General features: G+C 67.9%; 16 protein-coding genes. 12 read left to right on the forward strand and 4 right to left on the reverse strand.

From position 1 onward, the window contains the following. The first annotated feature begins 102 nt into the window (after positions 1–102). Genes GD627_RS15015 through GD627_RS15030 form a run of 4 tightly spaced genes read left to right on the forward strand, consistent with a single transcriptional unit; the run spans position 103 to position 3,807 of the window. Positions 103–723 (forward strand): class I SAM-dependent methyltransferase, encoded by a 621-nt coding sequence (locus GD627_RS15015; RefSeq protein WP_152273211.1) that lies wholly within the window; start codon positions 103–105, stop codon positions 721–723. Continuing rightward, on the forward strand, positions 720–1,775 hold the full coding sequence (locus GD627_RS15020; protein WP_152273212.1) for an acyl-CoA dehydrogenase family protein: 1,056 nt from the start codon (positions 720–722) through the stop codon (positions 1,773–1,775). The genes GD627_RS15015 and GD627_RS15020 overlap by 4 nt, the downstream gene beginning before the upstream one ends. Continuing rightward, positions 1,769–3,118 carry a PIG-L family deacetylase gene (locus GD627_RS15025; RefSeq protein ID WP_152273213.1) on the forward strand — a complete coding sequence of 450 codons (1,350 nt, stop codon included), beginning with the start codon at positions 1,769–1,771 and terminating at the stop codon, positions 3,116–3,118. The genes GD627_RS15020 and GD627_RS15025 overlap by 7 nt, the downstream gene beginning before the upstream one ends. Next, complete coding sequence (locus GD627_RS15030; RefSeq protein WP_152273214.1) at positions 3,115–3,807, forward strand: glycosyltransferase family 2 protein; 693 nt, start codon at positions 3,115–3,117, stop codon at positions 3,805–3,807. The genes GD627_RS15025 and GD627_RS15030 overlap by 4 nt, the downstream gene beginning before the upstream one ends. Before the next feature lie 85 nt (positions 3,808–3,892). Here GD627_RS15030 and GD627_RS15035 read toward each other — a convergent pair whose 3' ends face one another. After that, the gene (locus tag GD627_RS15035) at positions 3,893–4,282 is read right to left on the reverse strand and encodes a hypothetical protein (RefSeq protein WP_152273215.1); all 390 of its coding nucleotides are present in this window, start codon (positions 4,280–4,282) and stop codon (positions 3,893–3,895) included. Positions 4,283–4,292: 10 nt separating this feature from the next. Further along, complete coding sequence (locus GD627_RS15040) at positions 4,293–5,324, reverse strand: isopenicillin N synthase family dioxygenase (protein ID WP_152273216.1); 1,032 nt, start codon at positions 5,322–5,324, stop codon at positions 4,293–4,295. Between the two features lie 160 nt (positions 5,325–5,484). Between GD627_RS15040 and GD627_RS15045 the strand changes: the two genes are divergently transcribed. Continuing rightward, positions 5,485–5,985, forward strand: coding sequence for a glutathione peroxidase (locus tag GD627_RS15045; RefSeq protein WP_281350021.1), 501 nt, complete (start codon positions 5,485–5,487; stop codon positions 5,983–5,985). 24 nt (positions 5,986–6,009) lie between these two features. On the opposite strand, the gene GD627_RS15050 is transcribed toward GD627_RS15045, so the two are convergent. Next, positions 6,010–6,909 (reverse strand): Cof-type HAD-IIB family hydrolase, encoded by a 900-nt coding sequence (locus GD627_RS15050; RefSeq protein ID WP_425481935.1) that lies wholly within the window; start codon positions 6,907–6,909, stop codon positions 6,010–6,012. A 138-nt stretch (positions 6,910–7,047) separates the two neighbouring features. Between GD627_RS15050 and GD627_RS15055 the strand changes: the two genes are divergently transcribed. Genes GD627_RS15055 through GD627_RS15065 form a run of 3 tightly spaced genes read left to right on the forward strand, consistent with a single transcriptional unit; the run spans position 7,048 to position 8,784 of the window. After that, the gene (locus GD627_RS15055) at positions 7,048–7,347 is read left to right on the forward strand and encodes a type II toxin-antitoxin system VapB family antitoxin (RefSeq protein ID WP_146363995.1); all 300 of its coding nucleotides are present in this window, start codon (positions 7,048–7,050) and stop codon (positions 7,345–7,347) included. Next, the gene (locus GD627_RS15060; protein WP_152273219.1) at positions 7,340–8,023 is read left to right on the forward strand and encodes a LytR C-terminal domain-containing protein; all 684 of its coding nucleotides are present in this window, start codon (positions 7,340–7,342) and stop codon (positions 8,021–8,023) included. Before GD627_RS15055 ends, GD627_RS15060 begins: the two co-directional genes overlap by 8 nt. 8 nt (positions 8,024–8,031) lie before the next feature. After that, complete coding sequence (locus tag GD627_RS15065) at positions 8,032–8,784, forward strand: 4'-phosphopantetheinyl transferase family protein (protein ID WP_152273220.1); 753 nt, start codon at positions 8,032–8,034, stop codon at positions 8,782–8,784. A gap of 26 nt (positions 8,785–8,810) precedes the next feature. Here GD627_RS15065 and GD627_RS15070 read toward each other — a convergent pair whose 3' ends face one another. After that, complete coding sequence (locus GD627_RS15070) at positions 8,811–9,986, reverse strand: heparan-alpha-glucosaminide N-acetyltransferase domain-containing protein (protein ID WP_194266075.1); 1,176 nt, start codon at positions 9,984–9,986, stop codon at positions 8,811–8,813. Positions 9,987–10,380: 394 nt separating this feature from the next. Between GD627_RS15070 and GD627_RS15075 the strand changes: the two genes are divergently transcribed. The 4 genes from GD627_RS15075 to GD627_RS15090 are packed head-to-tail and all read left to right on the forward strand — an operon-like array spanning position 10,381 to position 17,940. After that, positions 10,381–14,478, forward strand: coding sequence for a Pls/PosA family non-ribosomal peptide synthetase (locus GD627_RS15075; protein ID WP_246165550.1), 4,098 nt, complete (start codon positions 10,381–10,383; stop codon positions 14,476–14,478). After that, the gene (gene dapA, locus GD627_RS15080; RefSeq protein ID WP_246165551.1) at positions 14,475–15,494 is read left to right on the forward strand and encodes a 4-hydroxy-tetrahydrodipicolinate synthase; all 1,020 of its coding nucleotides are present in this window, start codon (positions 14,475–14,477) and stop codon (positions 15,492–15,494) included. Before GD627_RS15075 ends, dapA begins: the two co-directional genes overlap by 4 nt. Beyond that, the gene (locus GD627_RS15085; protein ID WP_152273222.1) at positions 15,488–16,843 is read left to right on the forward strand and encodes a heparan-alpha-glucosaminide N-acetyltransferase domain-containing protein; all 1,356 of its coding nucleotides are present in this window, start codon (positions 15,488–15,490) and stop codon (positions 16,841–16,843) included. The genes dapA and GD627_RS15085 overlap by 7 nt, the downstream gene beginning before the upstream one ends. Positions 16,844–16,899: 56 nt before the next feature. Continuing rightward, a complete protein-coding gene (locus GD627_RS15090; protein WP_152273223.1) occupies positions 16,900–17,940 on the forward strand; it encodes a hypothetical protein in 1,041 nt (346 codons plus the stop codon). The last annotated feature ends 6 nt before the right edge of the window (positions 17,941–17,946 follow it).

Genomic DNA, 17,946 nt, shown 5'->3' on the forward strand with positions numbered 1-17,946 from the left:
GTGTGGGGTGAGCCGCCGTACACCCCCAACCGCAGCGGTTCCTGCCGTCGGCAGGCGCCAGGGCGGGCATTTTCCCCGTCCGCGGTTGAGTACGCTGGAAGGATGCGCAAGGAAACCCTCTGGGAAGCCAAGAAGAAGCAGAATCCGGGCCACTCCGCCTGGTACATCCAGCGTTTCGAGCAGATGCGGGAGCAGGGCGCGGACCTGCACGGCGAGGCTCGGATGATCGACGCCATGGTGCCGCGCGGCGCGCGCATCCTCGACGCCGGTGCCGGGCCCGGCCGGGTGGGCGGCGAACTGGCACGGCGCGGGCACGCCGTCGTCGGTGTGGATGTGGACCCTGAACTGATCGACGCGGCCCGGAAGGACCATCCTCAGGCCACCTGGCTGGTTGGGGACCTGACGGAACTGGACCTGCCCGCCGCGGGTATCCGCGAACCGTTTGACCTGATTGTCTGTGCCGGCAACGTGATGACATTCCTGGCCCCCGGAACCGCGGGTGAGGTGCTGGCCCGGATGCGCGCGCACCTCGCGCCGGAGGGACGGGTGGTGATCGGTTTCGGCGCCGGGCGCGGCTACGACTTCGAGCAGTTCTTCGCCGACGCCGAGGCCGCCGGGCTGAGCGTGGACCTCAAGCTGTCCACCTGGGACCTGCGCCCGCTGACCCCGGACGCCGGGTTCCTGGTGGCTGTTCTCTCCACCGCACTTGGCAGCGGGGCGTGAACCGCCCCGTCCTGCTGGACTCCGATACCCCGGCGGCAGCTCGGCAGGCGCTGCTTGCCGACTTAGCCCATCGGGCCGCTGCGACGGAAGGATCCGTCGACGCCGCCCTGGACCTGCTTGCACCGGCTGAGGCGCTGGCGCCGCTGCCCGGCACCGGCGCCACGGTGCGGCTCTGGGAGCTGCTGGCCACCCTGGGTGCGGCAGACCTCACCGCCGCCCGGGTGATCGAGCCCCACCTCGATGCCCTGGCTATCCTGGCCCAGGCCGGCTTGGACAGTGCCGGAAGCACAGGCTCCGCCGCGCATTCCTGGGGCGTGTACGCCGCCGAGGCTCCCCGGCTGCGCCTGGACGCCCGGCCGGAAGGCGGCGGCTGGCGCCTGGCCGGCACCAAACCGTGGTGCTCCCTGGCCGCGCAGCTGGACCGTGCGGTGGTCACCGCCCATACCGGGGCCGGCACCCGCCGGGCCTTCGCCGTGGACCTCCGCCACGCCGGTGTCAGCCCGGGCCGGGGAACCTGGGCCAGCCGCGGGCTGGCCGGCGTGGACAGCACCCCGGTCGACTTCACCGCTGTACCCGCTGTGCCGGTGGGCGGGGATAACTGGTACCTCACACGGAGCGGCTTCGCCTGGGGCGGCATCGGCGTTGCCGCGGTCTGGTTCGGCGGGGCCGTGGGCGTTGCCCGCAGGCTGGCCGCCGCCGGCCGGGACCGGGAACCGGACCAGATTGCCCTCATGCTGCTGGGCCAGGCGGACGCCGCCCTGCACGCCGCCCGCCGCGTCCTGGCCGCCGCGGCGGCCGACGTCGACGCCGGCCGCGCCAACGGGCCCGACGGCGCCCTGCTCGCCGGGCAGGTCCGGGCCGTGGTGGCGGACGCCGCCGAGCAGGTCCTCCGGCTGGCCGGACACGGGCTGGGCCCGGGGCCGCTGACCGGCGAGGAGGACCACGCCCGGCGAGTGGTGGACCTGCAGGTCTATCTGCGCCAGCACCATGCCGAACGGGACTCGGCAGCCCTCGGCCGCGCCCTGCTTACCGCTGGAGGCGAGCCATGGTGAGCTTCACGCACCGGGACCCGACGCCGGGCGAGGACAGTTGGCTGCCGGTGCTGGACGGGCTGCCCGGGCTGGCGGACGTCCTGCCGGAACCGCCCCGCCGCCTGGTGGTCCTGGCCGCGCATCCGGACGATGAGTCCCTCGGTGCCGGCGGCCTGATCGCGTCTCTCGCGGCCGCCGGCACCGCCGTTGACGTGGTGGTGGCGACCGCCGGGGAAGCCTCCCACCCCGATTCCCCGACCCACACCCCGCAGACCTTGACCGTGCTGCGTGAAACGGAGCTGCGCACCGCCGTCGGGCGGCTCGCGCCGAACGCCCGGGTTCACCTGTTGGGGTTGCCGGACGGGCAGCTTGCCGCTCACCGTGCGGAGTTGGACGCGTTCCTGGCCGGGGTGGTCGGCACCGACACGGACGGTCTCTGGCTGGCTGCCCCTTGGCGCGGGGACGGGCATACCGACCACGACGCCGCCGGAGCTGCAGCCGCACGGCTGGCCGCCAAGGCACGGGTACCGCTGCTGGAATACCCGATCTGGCTCTGGCACTGGGGCACCGCCGCGGACCTGCCGGAGGATATGCACACGCTGGCCCTGCCGCAGGGCGCCCCCGCTGCCAAGGCCGCGGCGATGGGCGCGCACCGCAGTCAGGTGGCCCCGCTCTCGGATCGGCCGGGGGACGAGGCGCTTCTGGCGCCGGAGGTCCTGGCCCACTTTGCGCGGCCCTTCGAGACGTTCAAAGTGACCGTGCCGCGGACCGGCAAGCAGGTTTTCGAAGACCTCTACGCCGCCTCGCCGGACCCCTGGAACTTCGGGGACAGCTTCTATGAACGGCGCAAACGGGATCTGACCCTGGCCCTTCTGCCGCGCGAACGGTTCGGCCGCGTCTTTGAACCCGGCTGCTCCATCGGAGTGCTCACTGCGGAGCTGGCCCGGCGCGCGGAAAGTGTTACGGCCATGGACATTTCCGCGCGTGCCTTGGAACTGGCACGGCAGCGGATCGGTGCGGACCAGCGGATCCGGCTCCGCCAGGGATCCATCCCGGAGGACTGGCCGGACGGCAGCTTCGACCTGGTGGTCCTCTCCGAGATCGGCTATTTCCTCAGCCGGGAGCAGCTGCGCGGCACGGTCCTCCGGGCTGCGGAAGCCCTGGACAGCGACGGCGTGCTGCTGCTCTGCCACTGGCGGCATCCGATCCGGGACTGGCCGATGGACGGGGACGAGGTGCACGAGGTGTTTCGGTCCGACAGCGGTTTGGAGCTGCTCGCTGAACACTGTGAGGCCGACTTCCGCATTGATGTGCTGGTGCATCCGCCGGCTCGGTCCGTGGCAGACCGGGAAGGGCTGTTGTGACCCGGCCGCGCGTCGGCGTCGTTATTCCTGTCCGCAACGAGGAACAGCTCCTGCCCCGCTGCCTGGCCGCGGTGGCCGCCGCCGTGGCGGCGCTGCAGGACCACGATGCCTCCGCGCAGGTGAGCGTGGCCGTGGTGCTCGACTCCTGCACTGACGGCTCCGCCCGGGCCGCCGCGCAGGCCGGCCTGCGGCTGGGGCTGGACCTGCACCTGCTGCAGACGGATTCAGGGTCGGTGGGTGCGGCCCGGGCGGCCGGCACCGCCGCCATGCTCGGGCTGGGTGCGCAGTGGATTGCCGTCACCGACGCGGACACAGTGGTGCCGGGTGGTTGGCTGACCATCCAGCGGGGCTTTGCTGACGCCGGCTATGAGCTGGTCCTGGGCACGGTGGTGCCCGACGCGGCGGACCTCAGTGCGCAACGCCTGGCCCGCTGGCATGCCGAACACCGGCTGGCCGAGGGCCATCCGTACATCCATGGGGCGAACATGGCCTTCTCCGCGCGTGCCTACGACGCTGCCGGCGGGTTCGAAGCACTGCACGTCCACGAAGACGTCCAGCTGGTCTCGCGGATCCGGGCCGCCGGGGCGCGCTGGGCCGCCACGGACCAGATTCGGGCCGTCACCTCCGGGCGACTGGACGGGAGGGCTCCGGGCGGTTTTTCCGGCTACCTGCGCCGGCTCGGGGCCTGAGCTTCGCCCCGGCCGGAGAAACGCCGACGGCGCCGCGCGGCGGAGAGGCCGGACGGCGCCGTCGCTTGGTGGTCCTGCGATCCGACTATCCGGCGTCCGGAAAGGCGTAGACCAGGACCAGGCCGCCCAGAAAGCCGCTTGCGGTTCCGTACATACCGGCGAAGAAAGAGACGAGGAGACTTTGCTCAGTGGTGAATTCCACTATTGCGCACGGGAGCGCCAGCAGCGCCCCGGCTCCGGACATGGCTGCCAGGCGGAACGCTGACGGCAGCGGCTCCTTCGTCAGCCGTTTCCAGAGCGGATGCCAGACCACTGCCGTCCAGGCCAGCCCGCACAGCATGGCCACAGCTGTGAACGCGGCACGCGGATAGATTCCACCGGGCACCAGAAGCAGCGCTGCCAGCCCGGCTAGCAGCAAACAGGCTGCGGGCAGGGTCACAAAGACCCTGCCCGCCGGCCGCCCGCTGATCCCCATGCCGCGGATTCTACTTGCCGGCCACCAGCTCCGGATGATGGAGCTGAGCCACCTGCGGGTGCGCCCGCAGCCAGCCCTTCAGGACGTTGGCGCCGTAGGAAGCCAGCATGGGGTTGTCCGGATCATCGGAGATGCCGCGCGACTGTGCGGCCAGTTCGGCAGGAAGCTGCACCGGGTCAATCACCGAATCCAGCCGCGGGGACCAGAAGAACGGAATGGCGTAGCGGTCCACCCCGGCCGCGGGCGCCAGGACACGGTGGATGGTGGCGGAGAGATAGCCCTGGGTGGCCACCTCGAGCATTTCGCCCAGGTTCACCACCAGTGCGCCGGGAATGGGTTCCACCGGAAGCCAAACGTCGGACTCGTGCGGCTTCACTTCCAGTCCGCCCACCGAGTCCTGCAGCAGCAGGGTGATGAAGCCGTAGTCGGCATGCTCGCCGACACCCTGGGTGCCGGCTTCCTTCACGACGCCGCCCACGTAGTGGATGAGCTTGGCCATCCAGGCGGGGCTGTCCTCGAAGGGTTCGGCGAAGTGGTCCTCGGGCAGTTCCAGGGACACGGCGATGGCGCTGAGCAGTTCCGCTCCCACCCAGCTCATGGCCTCGGCCCAGTCCATGGCCGTGGCCCGCAGTTCGGGGAGGACCTGGTCCGGGAACTGGTTTGGCCCCTGCACCAGCCAGTACGGCTGGTCCGCCGGGTAGTCGGCCGCGGGGGAGCGTTCGGGGCCGAAGTCCACCTGTTCCCGGGCGTCGGGGCGGCCCTTGGTGATTTCGGTGCCGAGCCGGGTGTAGCCGCGGAAGTGCGGGGAATTCCGGTTATCCAAAGCCAGCCTGTCCTCGAGCGGCAGGTTGAAGAACCGCTTGGTGACGTCGAACAGTTCCTCCACCCTGGCCTGGGCGGCGCCGTAGCCGATCAGCTGGAAGAACCCAATGCGGTGCGTGGCATCGCGCAGCTGGCTGATGAATTCGGGGGTGAAGGAGCCGTCGGCGGCACGCGCCGTACTAAGGTCCAGGACGGGTATTGACTCTGGAATAGCGTTCATTCCGGCAAGCTATCACCGGCGCTGTCAAGTCGAAACCAAATGTTACGAAGTGCTATGAACCGGGTCGAAGGGTTACTGTCCGCCGGACGTCGGCTGGGCAAATTTGCGTTCCGACGCGGATGGGATGCAATGGAGGCAGGTCTATCGAAAGGGACACTCCGTGGAGAACGACAACTTGTACGACATTCCCCTCACCATGCTGGACGGCACCGAAACGACCTTCGGTGAGCTGTTCCGCGGCAAGGCGGTGCTGGTGGTCAATGTGGCCTCCCGCTGCGGCTTCACTTCCCAGTACGAGGGCCTGCAGGCCCTGTATGAAACCTACGAGGCGCGGAACTTCAGCATCCTCGGGGTGCCCAGCAACTCCTTTGCCGGACAGGAGCCGGGCACAAACGAGGAAATCGCCGAGTTCTGTTCGCGCAATTTCGGCGTGACCTTCCCGCTGACGGCCAAGACGGACGTCAACGGGCCCAACCGGCACCCGCTCTACGCCCTGCTGACCCGGTTCCATGACGGGGACCTGGGTGATGACATTGGCTGGAACTTCGAGAAGTTCCTGATCACGGACAGCGGCGAGATTGTCGGCCGCTTCGCGTCCGCCGTCGCCCCTGGAGCGCCGCAGATGCAGGAATCCGTGGAAGCTGTCCTGCGCCTGGAATAGTCCGGGCAGCCGGGAAGGGAAAACCTAGACGACGCCGGCGTCGTCCGCGGCGTCTCCGGCAGCGATGGCCACCCAGCGCTCAAAGTAGGCGGCCCCGGCGTCGTCGTGGATCAGGGAACCGGCGGTCAGCACCGGATAGGGCGTGGCCGGGACGCCGTCGGCCGGCCGCACGTCCACATGCGCGACGTCGTACCCCAGCGTGTGCAGTTCATCAGCCATGGCGTAATCGGTGCGGGAATCGCCGACCGTCCGCCAGATCCGCGGAACCGGTGTCCCGTCCGCCTCCAGCAGGGACAGCGCGCGGCGGGCGCCCAGATCCTTGCCCACCCCCACGGCCTCGATGTCCGTGGAGATGATGGTCGGATCAATCCGGAATGTTACGGCTCCGGCGGCATCCGGAATGGCGTGCTCCAGCCGCCGGCCGCCCATCCCGGCGAGGGACATCTGCTCCAGCGCGTCCGCATCGAAGCGGCGCTGGTCCGTGAGGTACTCGGCGTTGTCCACCTCCACATGCTGCTCCACCGAAACCATGGCCAGCTTCGTTTCATCGAAGAACATGGTGTCCGAGTACTTGGCGGACACCAGATCGCGGATGGCTTCGGCGTAGTCGCCGGGGACCTTCAGCTCGGGATCCACCTGCGCCTGCTCCGGACCTGCTCCGTCGAAGGTAAACCAGACGGCGCCTTTTTCGCAGATGGCGTGCAGCCGCACACCCTCGGGCAGTCCGGCAGCCATCATCGGCTGCATGACCTGCTCGCGGATAAAGGCATCGGACCGGCCGGTGTTGAATATGACGGGCCAGCCCGCGGTGGCCAGAGTGACGAGGTCGCGGATGATGGAGGGGCGCACACTGCGGGACACGGGGCTGGCTACGGGGCCGTCGACGTCGAGCAGGAGGCCGATACGGGGAGCGGAGGTGTTCACCACCCCAGTATCCCGTGTCCAGCGTTGAACCGCATTTTCGTGTCCCGGACTCGAGCAGCGGCCTAATCGGAGGTTTCACAGGCCGGGCACGCCGATACCGCTGTTTCTTTGGATGCGGATGTTATCTACTCTGTACTAGTGATCTTCAAAGCTGTTGGCGATGTACGCCCCTACCCTGACCATGGATACGTAACGCCGAAGGACTGGGCAGCAGTACCTCCCCGGCAGGTTCGCCTGGATGAACTGGTGACTACGAAGGCCACGCTGGACCTCGGCGCACTGCTGGCCGAGGATTCCACCTTTTTCGGAGACCTGTTTCCGCACGTCGTCCTATGGAAGGGCACTATGTACCTCGAAGACGGGCTGCACCGGGCCGTAAGGACGGCATTGCACCAGCGGACCATACTGCACGCACGCGTGCTGGTCCTCGATGACTGAGGAGCCCCCCGGGGGACGCCGCGGCAACCCCGGGAAGGACGACCCGCGGGAATGGCATGGGCACCGGATCATTACCGGCGTAGACCTGGGAAAGGTGTTCGCACCCACCGACCAACAGGAGCTTGTGCGGCGCGCCCGACGGCGCAGACGGCTGCACAACTCCGTGGTGGCGTTCCTCGCCGTCCTTGTGGTGCTGGCGGCGGTGCTGGCGCAGGGACTGAGTATGGGGTGGGTGCGGCTGCCCGAAGCAGCTGTGCCGCGTACCCCCGCAGGTCCGGTGGACGATTGTCCGGCCGGGCCTTTTCCGTATCTGGACCCCGGCACCATCACCGTGAATGTCTACAATTCGACGGCGTCGCCGGGGTTGGCCGGCACGGTCGGAAGCGAGCTGGACGCGCGGGGATTCCGGGTAGCGGACGTGGGCAACAGCAGCGTCAACCGGGTGGGCATGGGCGCCCTGATAGTGGCCGGTCCCTCGGGTTTTGCCTCCGCCTACACGCTGCAGCAGCAGATGCCGGGTACGGAGTTTGTCCGCGATGACCGCACGGACGCGTCCGTGGACGTGGTCATCGGGTCCGCTTTCACGGAACTGCAGCCGGCGGAACAGGCGGCGGCGGCCGGTCCGGGGGACCTGACCTGCCATGCAACGTCCACCACCCCGCCGGCCGGGCGTTAGTAACCTGCATGACGGTGGCGGACAACGGGGCCGAAGGCGTGACCGTGCAGCTTGCCCTGCGGTGGCTGGACAGCATGGACCTCGGCGCCGCCGAAAGCCTGGCAGCATCGGTGCGGGAACGGGCCCGGGCGATGCACCGGCCCCTGGACCGGCAGAGGTTCCTGGCCGGCAGGCTGGCCGCCCGGACGCTGGTTGCCGGACTGCTCCACGTGCCCGAAGACGCCGTCTCCGCCGTCTCGCACTGCCGGAACTGCGTGCACGGCAACGACGGTTCGCACGGGGAACCGCACTATTTCGTTGACGGCGTGCCGGTGCCCGTGCGGGTGAGTTTCAGCCGCAGCGGCGGCTGGCTGGCGGCAGCCGCCGCACCTGTCCAGGTGGGTGTGGACCTGGAAGATGCCTCGGCTAAGGCGTTCTCCGGCTCCGGTCTCGAGGACGTGATGGCCACAGTCAGGGAAAAGGCAGCCATTGCCGCCCTCCCGGCGACCGACCGCCCTCGCCTGCGGGCGCAGTTGTGGGTACGCAAGGAAGCGCTGCTCAAAGCGTCCGGTTCCGGGCTGCGCGTGGATCCGCGCAGCGTCGACACGATGCGCACCACCGGCGGGGAGCCGGCATTGCGGGCGTACGACGTCGGCCCGGAACGGATGGGGCTTCCGGCGGACTTTGTCCTTTCCTACGCGGTGGGCGCACCGCACCACCGGACGGTTGTGCTGCCCGCGGTTCTGCCGGCCGTGCTTCCGGCCGGGCGCAGCAACCTCTGAGGCAGCGCCCGGTCGGCAGCGCCCGGTCAGCGCCGTTCGGGCTGGGGATCCGGGTGACGGCGAAGTGCCGCCTCCTTGACTGCATTCGAACCGCGCGTGACGAACTTCTCCAACGGCCCCTGACGCCCCGCACGCTGCCAGATCACGGCAAAAACAATGAAGACGCCAGTCTGCAGCCAGAACGAGAGATACGGCCGGTCCGCCAATGCACCCGTGCCGAGGAACAGCAGATGCGCACAGTACAGTGTCAGCGTCATCCGGCCCGGTGCGGAGAGGACAATCAGCACCTTGCCTGCAAAACGGGCCAGCAGCAACATCGCCCCCACCACCGCGGCAGCCACACCGATGGTGTGCAGCAGATCCAGCGGAGTGGTGGTGTGCGGGGCAACAATGGCCAGCCACCACCATGATGAGGTGGGCAGGTACCCTTCAGGACCCCACACCATGACATCCCTGATCTCGCTGGCCACCAGGTCGGGATCCGTAAGCACCAGCCGGTCGAAGCCTTGCCCCGGACCGTCCAGGAGCAGGACGGAGCCAAGCCAGGCCGCCGCCGCCAGCACCGCGCCGGCACCCAGGAGTTTCAGCTGGACGGCGGTCCGGACCAGCGGCAGCCGTCCGATGGCCAGGCCCACACACACGTACGCCATCCAGGGGATGGCAGGGTAGGTGCCGGTCAGCAGGAGCTGGCTTACAAAAACACCTGGTTCGGTCAGGACCGTGGCGAAGGTGGGGTCATAGCCCGGCTCGGGCAGCGAGTCGCGGAGGACCTGCATCAGGACCGGGCCCAATACCGCGAAGGCCGCTGCGGCAACCAACAGGGTTCTGGTCGATACGCCCAGGAACGGTACCGCCAGCAGGAACATGGCGCCGTAGTAGGCGAGGATGATGAAGGCGGGCATATCCACGTAGGCGATGGCCAGGCCCAGCGCGGCAATCAGCCCCGCACGCGCCGCCACGGCCCAGCGGGCAGCCGCCAGAGAACGGCCCTGCTCTGCCCGCGCCGTCCTGGTGATGAAGGCCAGGGAGATACCGGCCAGCAGGGCGAAAAGCGCAGCGGCCTTCCCGGCGAACAGCAGCCAGACCAGGGACGGCTGGGAGTCATCTCCGGCCTCGGGAAGCACATGGATGGCCATCATTCCGAAGAGCGCCAGGCCGCGGGCGGCATCCACTCCGGAAAGCCGGGTTGTTGATGGTGACATATGCAGGATCCCCTCGTCCGTTTCCGGCGCCCATGCTGGCCGTGCGCAGAGCACCGGGAAGACACAGGCAATCAATGCCATCTGTTTGTAACCTTTCGGAAACCTGAGACGAACCTGTGAACGGAAGCAGGCTATCGACTACCTGCCCGTTGTGGTCCCCGACCCGCACGGAACTTACGCAGAGGGAATTTTGAAGCCGAGTAGCGCGGTGAGTAGTCCCGAACACCGGGGAAGTGGTTACGGCGTACCGGGAGCGGTTTCCGCGGCTGGGTTACTCGTGCACCCGAGGAACAGATTTCCTATCGTTTCAGGTCGGTCCCGATTCGCCGGGACGTCACCGCGTGGCCCGTCCGGCCCCGGATATGAACTGCATCAGCAGGGAGAACTGCGTTACATGAATATGCCCGAAAACCCTCAGCGACTGCAGGCCGAGGCCATCCGCTTCGCCGGTCGCAGCAGCGATTCGCCGTTCCACCCCATCACGGCGAAGACAGCGACCGGATCCGGCACAGGCGGTTCCGCCACAACTGCCACGGCCACCGGAGTGATTATCGATCCGCCGCGGGCCTCCGCTGACTCGGCGGTCTTTTACGGAGGCCCCAGCCCCGTCCAGCGCACACTGGTGGACATCCTTGCCGAGACGGTTTCCGCGTACCCGGGCGCTCCGGCAATTGACGACGGAACGGTCTCACTGAGCTACGCCGAGCTTGAAGTGGAGGTCCAGACACTGGCCCGCAGGCTGTGGGCGACCGGCATCGGAGCCGGGGATCGGGTAGGAATCTACGTACCGTCAGGCTCGGCAGACCTCTACGTGGCCATCCTCGGAGTGCTTTATGCCGGGGCCGCCTATGTACCGGTTGATTCTGACGAACCGGCCGGCCGGGCGGACATCGTGTGGACCGAGGGCGGGGTGTGCGCCGTCATCGAAGCCGGGTTGAACCTGAACCTGCTCCAGGGTGTGCCCGCGGGCGGACACAGTCCCCAGCCCCATCCCGAGGACGACGCGTGGATTATCTTCACCTCCGGGTCCACGGGGAAACCCAAGGGTGTTGCCGTCACCCACCGCTCCGCGGCAGCGCTGGTGGACGCGGAATCCTCTCTCTACTGCGTGGACGCGCCGCTTTGTCCCGGAGACCGGGTGCTGGCGGGACTATCCGTGAGTTTTGACGCCTCCTGCGAGGAGATGTGGCTGGCCTGGGCGCACGGTGCCTGCCTGGTCCCGGCACCGCGGTCCGTTGTCCGCTCCGGTGCGGATCTGGGTCCCTGGCTGGTGGAGCGCAGGATCACCGCGGTCTCCACGGTGCCCAGCCTCGCGGCACACTGGTCCACCGACACCCTCGAGCGGGTACGGTTGCTGATTTTCGGAGGCGAGGCCTGCCCCGAAGACCTGGTCCGCCGGCTGCTGGGCCCCGGACGGGAAGTCTGGAACACCTATGGCCCCACGGAAACCACGGTGATCGCGTGCGGGGCCCTCCTCGAGGGGCACCCGCCGGTCCGGATCGGCCTGCCGCTCGCCGGGTGGGACCTCGCCGTCGTGGGCGAGGACCGGCAGCCGGTGCAGTGGGGCGAGGTGGGAGAGCTGGTGATTTCCGGCGTCGGAGTATCCCGCTATCTGGACCCGCAGAAGGACGCGGAAAAGTTCACCCCGCTTCCCGCCCTGGGTTGGGAGCGTGCCTATTTCAGCGGCGACCACGTCCGGGCAGAGCGGGAGGGCCTGGTCTTTGTGGGCCGGGTTGATGAGCAGATCAAAATCGGCGGCCGGCGGGTGGAGCTGGGCGAGCTGGATGACGCCCTTAGCCGCCTGCCCGGGGTTGCCGCGGCTGCCGTTGCGGTCCATGCGACAAAGTCCGGCAACAAGGTCCTTGTGGGGTATCTGCTTCCGGCGGCCGGCGTGGTGCTGGATTTGGCCGCAGCCCGGGCGCAGCTGGCGAAGAAGCTGCCCGCTGCCATTGTGCCTTCGCTGGGCATAGTGGACGAGCTGCCGCTGAAGGCGTCCGGCAAGGTCGACCGGAAGTCGCTGCCCTGGCCGCTTCCCCTGGCTGACACGTCCGCCGATGTAAAGGTGGAACTCAATGCCGACCTGCGCTGGCTGGGGCAGCGGTGGGTGGACCAGCTGGGACCGCTGCCGCTCACCGAGGAAAGCGATTTCTTCGCCCTGGGCGGTGCCAGCCTTGCCGCCGCCCAGCTGGTCTCGGCGCTGCGCGAACGGCATCCCAAGGTTTCCGTGGCTGATATTTACGAGCACCCGAGCCTCCTGGCCATGTCCGAGCACCTGGCGTCCCTGCGGGATTCCGAGCTCGATGTCCGGCCCACGCCGGAGTCGCCCTGGTGGCTGGGCCTCGCGCAGGCTCCGCTGATTATCGCGCTTTACGGGATTTCCGGCCTGCGGTATGTCGTCGGCATCGCCTTGGTCTGCATGGTGATGTTCCACGTGGTGGGCAGCCCGTGGACGCCGGACCCGCCCGTGGTTCCCACCCTGGCGGCCTGGCTGGCCCTGTACAGCCTGCCCGCCCGGACGCTGGGTGCGGTGGCATCCTGCCGCTTGCTGCTGGTGGGCATCGGCCCGGGAATCTACCCCCGCGGCGGCAGCACGCACCTGCGGCTGTGGGCCGCGGAACGGATTGTGACGTTCTGCAAGCTCGAGCCCATCATGGGCACCCCCCTCGGCACCTGGTATGCCCGCGCGCTGGGCTGCCGCATCGGCGAGGAAGTACACCTGGACGCAATGCCGCCCGTCACCGGCTTCGCCTCGATCGGTGACCGTGCCTCCATTGAATATGAAGTGGACCTCGCAGGGCACTGGATCGAGGGCGGACAGCTTCACATTGGCGCAGTGCATGTGGCCGAGGACGCACGGATAGGCACCCGGTCCACCCTGATGGGCGGGGCGAAGGTGGGACGCGGGGCTGAAACGGAACCCGGAACCCTCGTCTCCGGCGAGGTTCCGGCCGGCGAGCTGTGGGCCGGGTCGCAGATGCGCAGGGTCGGCACGGCGGGAGAAGGCTGGCCCGGAGAACCGGCGTCCGCCGCCGAGGCCCCCGGAATCCGGCATCTCTACCCGGCGTCACTGGCCGGATTGACCCTGCTGAATCTGGTAGCTCTTGCTCCCGGCTCTGCTCTGATGCTGTGGCTGCTGAACGGGGTGGAGTCCTTCACAGCAGCCCTGTGGATACTGGCTTTGTGGTCACCGCTGTTCGTGGTGTGCTCCATGGCAACGTATCTCGCTTTGATAGCCGGCGTGGTCCGGGCCGTGGCCCGGTTGATGCCCGCCGGCCTGCACCCGGCTAACGGTGTTGCCGGATGGGCCTCCTGGCTGAGTACCGTGCTGCTCAGCGGTTCCCTCATCACCATGTACCCCTTGTATGCCAGTGTGCTGACACCTGCCTGGCTGCGGCTGCTTGGCGCGAAAGTGGGCCGGCACGTGGAAATCTCCACCATGGAAACGGTGCCGCACCTGACCGAGCTGGGCGACCGCACGTTCCTGGCGGACCATTCCATGCTTTCCACGCGCCGGATCCGCAGCGGATGGCTCCATCTGGGACCAACCAGTGTTGGCGAAAAATCCTTTGTGGGAAATTCCGCCATTGTGGGTCCGGACATCCAGGTGCCCGAGAACGCCCTCATCGCCGTGTTGTCTTCCGCGCCGAAGCAGATGCCGCCGGGCACCTCCTGGTTTGGCCGTCCGTCCGTGGAGCTTCCCCGTCCGGTGCAGGTAGGCGACAGCTCCCGCACCTACGATCCTCCCCGGCGCCTGCTTCTGGCCCGCAGTGCGGTTGAAGCCTGCCGGATCCTTCCGGCGGTCATCACCGCCTGGCTGGCCCTGGCCACGGTATGGGCCCTGGCCGGACTGTATGACAACTTCGGGTTCCTCACCGCCGTGTTCTGGTCCGGACCCGTGCTGCTGGCCAGCGGCATTGTTGCTGCCCTGATTGCCGTGGCCGCCAAGTGGCTTCTAGTGGGCCGTTTCGAGGCGACCGAGCATCCCCTGTGGAGCTCGTTTGTGTGGCGCAACGAACTGGCCGACGTGTTTTCCGAATCGCTGGCCGTACCCGGGCTGGTCCGGATGAGCCTGGGCACTCCCATGCTCAACGCCTGGCTGCGCTGGATGGGGGCACGGATCGGGCGCAGCGTCTGGTGCGAAACCTGGTGGCTGCCGGAGTTCGATCTGATTGAAGTGGGAGACGGGGCCAGCATCAACCGCGGAACCGTCCTGCAGACCCACCTCTTCCATGACCGCATCATGCGGCTGGACGAGGTCCGGCTGGAGAAGGGTTCCACCCTTGGCCCCAACAGCATTGTCCTGCCGGGCAGCGCCATCGAAGAAGGCGGCACGGTGGGCGGATGTTCACTGCTGATGCGCGGGGAGAGCGTTCCCGTCAACAGCGCCTGGTGCGGAAATCCTTTGGCCCACTGGGACCAAAGCCGTCCCACCCAGCGGCGCGCACGCCACCGCAAGATGAACCAATACCAGCCGGCGGGAGCAAGGATATGAGTACGTCCATGGGCAGCGCCGGGGAGACCCCGGCCGAAAGTGTCTGCCGCCGGTTCGGCCGCATTCTCACCGCCATGGTCACGCCCTTGGATGAGCGCGGCCAACTGGACCAGAACGGGGCGGAGGAGCTTACGCGCTTTCTGCTGCAGGACGGCTGGAACGACGGGGTGGTGGTGAACGGAACCACCGGCGAATCCTTCGCGACATCCGACTGGGAAAAGGCATCCATGATCCACTCGGCCAAGCGGGTGACCACCGGAACCGGGCAGCGGGTCATTGCCGGTGTCGGTTCCACGGATACCCGGCACAGCATCGCGCTGGCCCGTGCAGCTGCCGACCAGCAGGCGGACGGCCTGCTGGTGGTGGCCCCGTACTATTCACGTCCGTCCCAGAAAGGGCTGCTGCGCCATTTTGAAGCCATCGCGGACAGCACCGATCTCCCAATCATGCTGTATGACATTCCGGCCCGGACCGGCGTGGCCATTGCGCCGGAAACGCTGGTGGCAGCGGGCCGCCATCCCAATATCGTGGCGGTGAAGGATGCCAAAGGCGACCTGGCTTCCTCATCGTGGGTCATGAAGCACAGTTCCCTGGTCTATTACTCGGGAGACGACGCACTGAATCTGCCCCTGTTGTCCATCGGCGCCGTCGGAGTGGTTTCCGTGGTCGGGCATGTGGCAGCCCACCGGCTCCGCGCGCTGACTGCAGCCTTCGCCCAGGGCCGGGTGGATGAAGCGCTCCGTATCCACCGGGAGCTGCTGCCGGTCTACGCGGGAATGTTCCGCTGCCCGGGGGCCGCCTCCACCAAAGCGGCGCTGCGGAAACTAGGCCTGCCGGCCGGACCCGTCCGCGGGCCCCTGGTGGACCTGGATGACGAGGAAACGTCCCTCCTGCTGGCTGACCTGGCCGACGCGGGCCTGTCCACCACGCTTGCGCCCGGGCTAACGGCACCCAATGCTTTAGCTGGCACGCACGGAGCGCGCGCCGGGAGGACGGGGGAGACGGGGGGATGGTAGTGAACAACGTTGCCCAGGGGAACATGACCAAGCAACGCATCGAAGGCGTTGATGCGGCCAGGGGGCTGGCGCTGGTGGCCATGATGGCGATCCATATCCTGCCCGGTTGGAACGACGACTTCGAACCGACCTTTTCCTGGCTGGTTTTCGCCGGCCGGGGCGCGGCCCTGTTTGCCCTCCTCGCCGGGGTGTCCCTTGCCTTTATGTCCGGCGGGCAGTACCCCGCTCGGGGAACCCGGATGACGGCGGCCAGGCTGGGACTTGCCGTCCGTGCCGTTTTGGTCACGGTCATTGGACTGCTGCTGGGGTACCTGGTGGTTTATGCGCAGGTCATCCTCGTCTATTACGGCGTAATGTTCCTGCTGGCCCTGCCGCTGCTTCGGCTGCGGGTTCGGACGCTGCTGGCCCTTTCCGCGGGTATAGCCCTGACGGCTCCCGTGCTGATGCAGGCAACGAGGGATTCACTGGCGGACATGGGCGGGGTGGAACCAAACTTTTCCACGCTGGCGCAGGCGCCCGGGGACGTGCTGGGCCAGGTGCTGCTCTCCGGTACCTATCCGGCGTTGCCCTGGATGGCCTTTGTCTGTGCAGGCCTGGCCGTTGGAAGGCTGAACCTTGCCGAGAGGGCGGTGCAGATCCGGCTGGTCCTGGCCGGTGCAGGGCTTGCCGTGGTCACAGCGGTCCTGTCCACGCTTCTCCTGGGACCGTTCGGCGGGCGTGAGCAGTTGGAGACTGCTGCCTCTGTCTGGTCCAGCAACCCGGAGGAGGCCGTGAGCGACATCCTCATCTGGGGGCCGGACCCCACACTTCCCACCGACTCCTGGTGGTGGCTGACCACCCTGGCGCCGTACTCCAGCACGCCGTTGGTCCTGCTTCATACCATCGGCACGGCCGTGGCCGCCCTCGGGATTGTCCTGCTGCTCAGCCAGGCAGGCATACTCCGGCCACTGGCCGTCCTGGGAAAGATGACCCTGACGTTGTACTCACTGCACCTGCTGCTCCTGGCGACGGGCATGCTCGAGGACCAGCCGGTGCTGTGCCTGGTTGTCCAGTTGATTATGGTGGCTGCCTTTGCCTATACGTGGCAGCAGTTCACCTCGCAGGGACCGCTGGAGCGGACCGTATCTGATGCGTCAAAGTGGGTCCGCAGCAGATATTTGGAACACGCGGAGACGCCGGCGGTAAGCGAAACACCTACGAACCGTGTGCAAGGCCAACCGGCCGCACGCCGGACCGGAACTTCCGGTCCACCGCCTCCTCCCGCCACACCGCCATCCATTGGCGGACGGCGGCAGGCTTTGGAGGCGGAAGGCCGTAGCCGGCGCAGTAGAAACCGTCAGCACCGCTGATGCTGTTGCCTGTCCTGTTCCGATCAGGTTCTCACGCAGGCCGAACCGTCCGGGCATTGGCGGCCGTTGCCACGGGATCCCTCCTGCTGGCAGCGCCGGCGGCGGCCGCACCGCAGGAGTCGGACCCCTGTGCACGGCTGAGCGCGGGAGAGGTGAGGTATGACGTGGCAGGCGCCCAGCGGGTCACTTTCACAACGGCTGAGAAATACGGAGCCACGAAAACCCGAATCACCGGATGCGTGCGGCGGGGCGACGGCTACGAGCTGGAGTGGGAGTCCTGGGGGTTTAGCGGCCGCAACGGGTTTGCGCCGCCGGGCAGCATGTGGGAAAACACCCTGTACTCACCCACCGGCTCCTTCACCCTCACGGAAGCCCTGGGGCGCAGCGACCCCGGAACCGGGCTGACTTACCACACAGTGACACGGGGCTCGCGGTGGGGCGGGGAACACGGGCCCACCTACAACCAGTACTTCGAGGGCAAGGGCGGGCCCGCGGATGAGGATCTCTGGCGGTATATGGGACAGGGGTTATACGAGCAGGCTGCGGTCATCAATTGGAACCGTCCGCCGGATATGCCCACGCGGCAAGGTGCCTCCTTCGCCATCTTTTTCCACGCCGGCTATGCGCCCACCTGGGGGTGTATTTCCACCGACCTGTCTACGGTGGTGCGCCTGCTGAAGACCGCGGTCCCCGGAGACCGCATGGTTATGGGAACCGTGGATGACGTCTTTACCGCATCCACCGCGGCGTCCGATGCCGCCGCTTCGGCTGCAGCGCGGGCAGAGGAGAAGGCCGAAGCAGCGCAGGAGCGGACCGATGCCCTGACCACCGGTGCCATGACCTTGGCGGCGCTCGCAGTGGGTGCCTTCCTGGTGCGGCTGGCCTTCCGCGGGATGGAACCCAAAGCTCCAGCCGTGCCGCCGGCACCGCAGGGCCCGCCCGTCCCGTCGGGGACGGAGGCACTCCCGGCTGGGGCCGAGGAGCCCCATATAGAGCAGCCCCATATAGAGGAACCCCACATAGAGGAACCGCACATGGAGGAAGGCCCGCCCGATCATCCTCAGGCCCACCACCCTTCCGACAACCTGAGCCGTTGATACTGC

Origin of the sequence: Arthrobacter yangruifuii (genome assembly GCF_009192775.1) — a bacterium.
GTDB classification, from domain to species: domain Bacteria; phylum Actinomycetota; class Actinomycetes; order Actinomycetales; family Micrococcaceae; genus Arthrobacter_B; species Arthrobacter_B yangruifuii.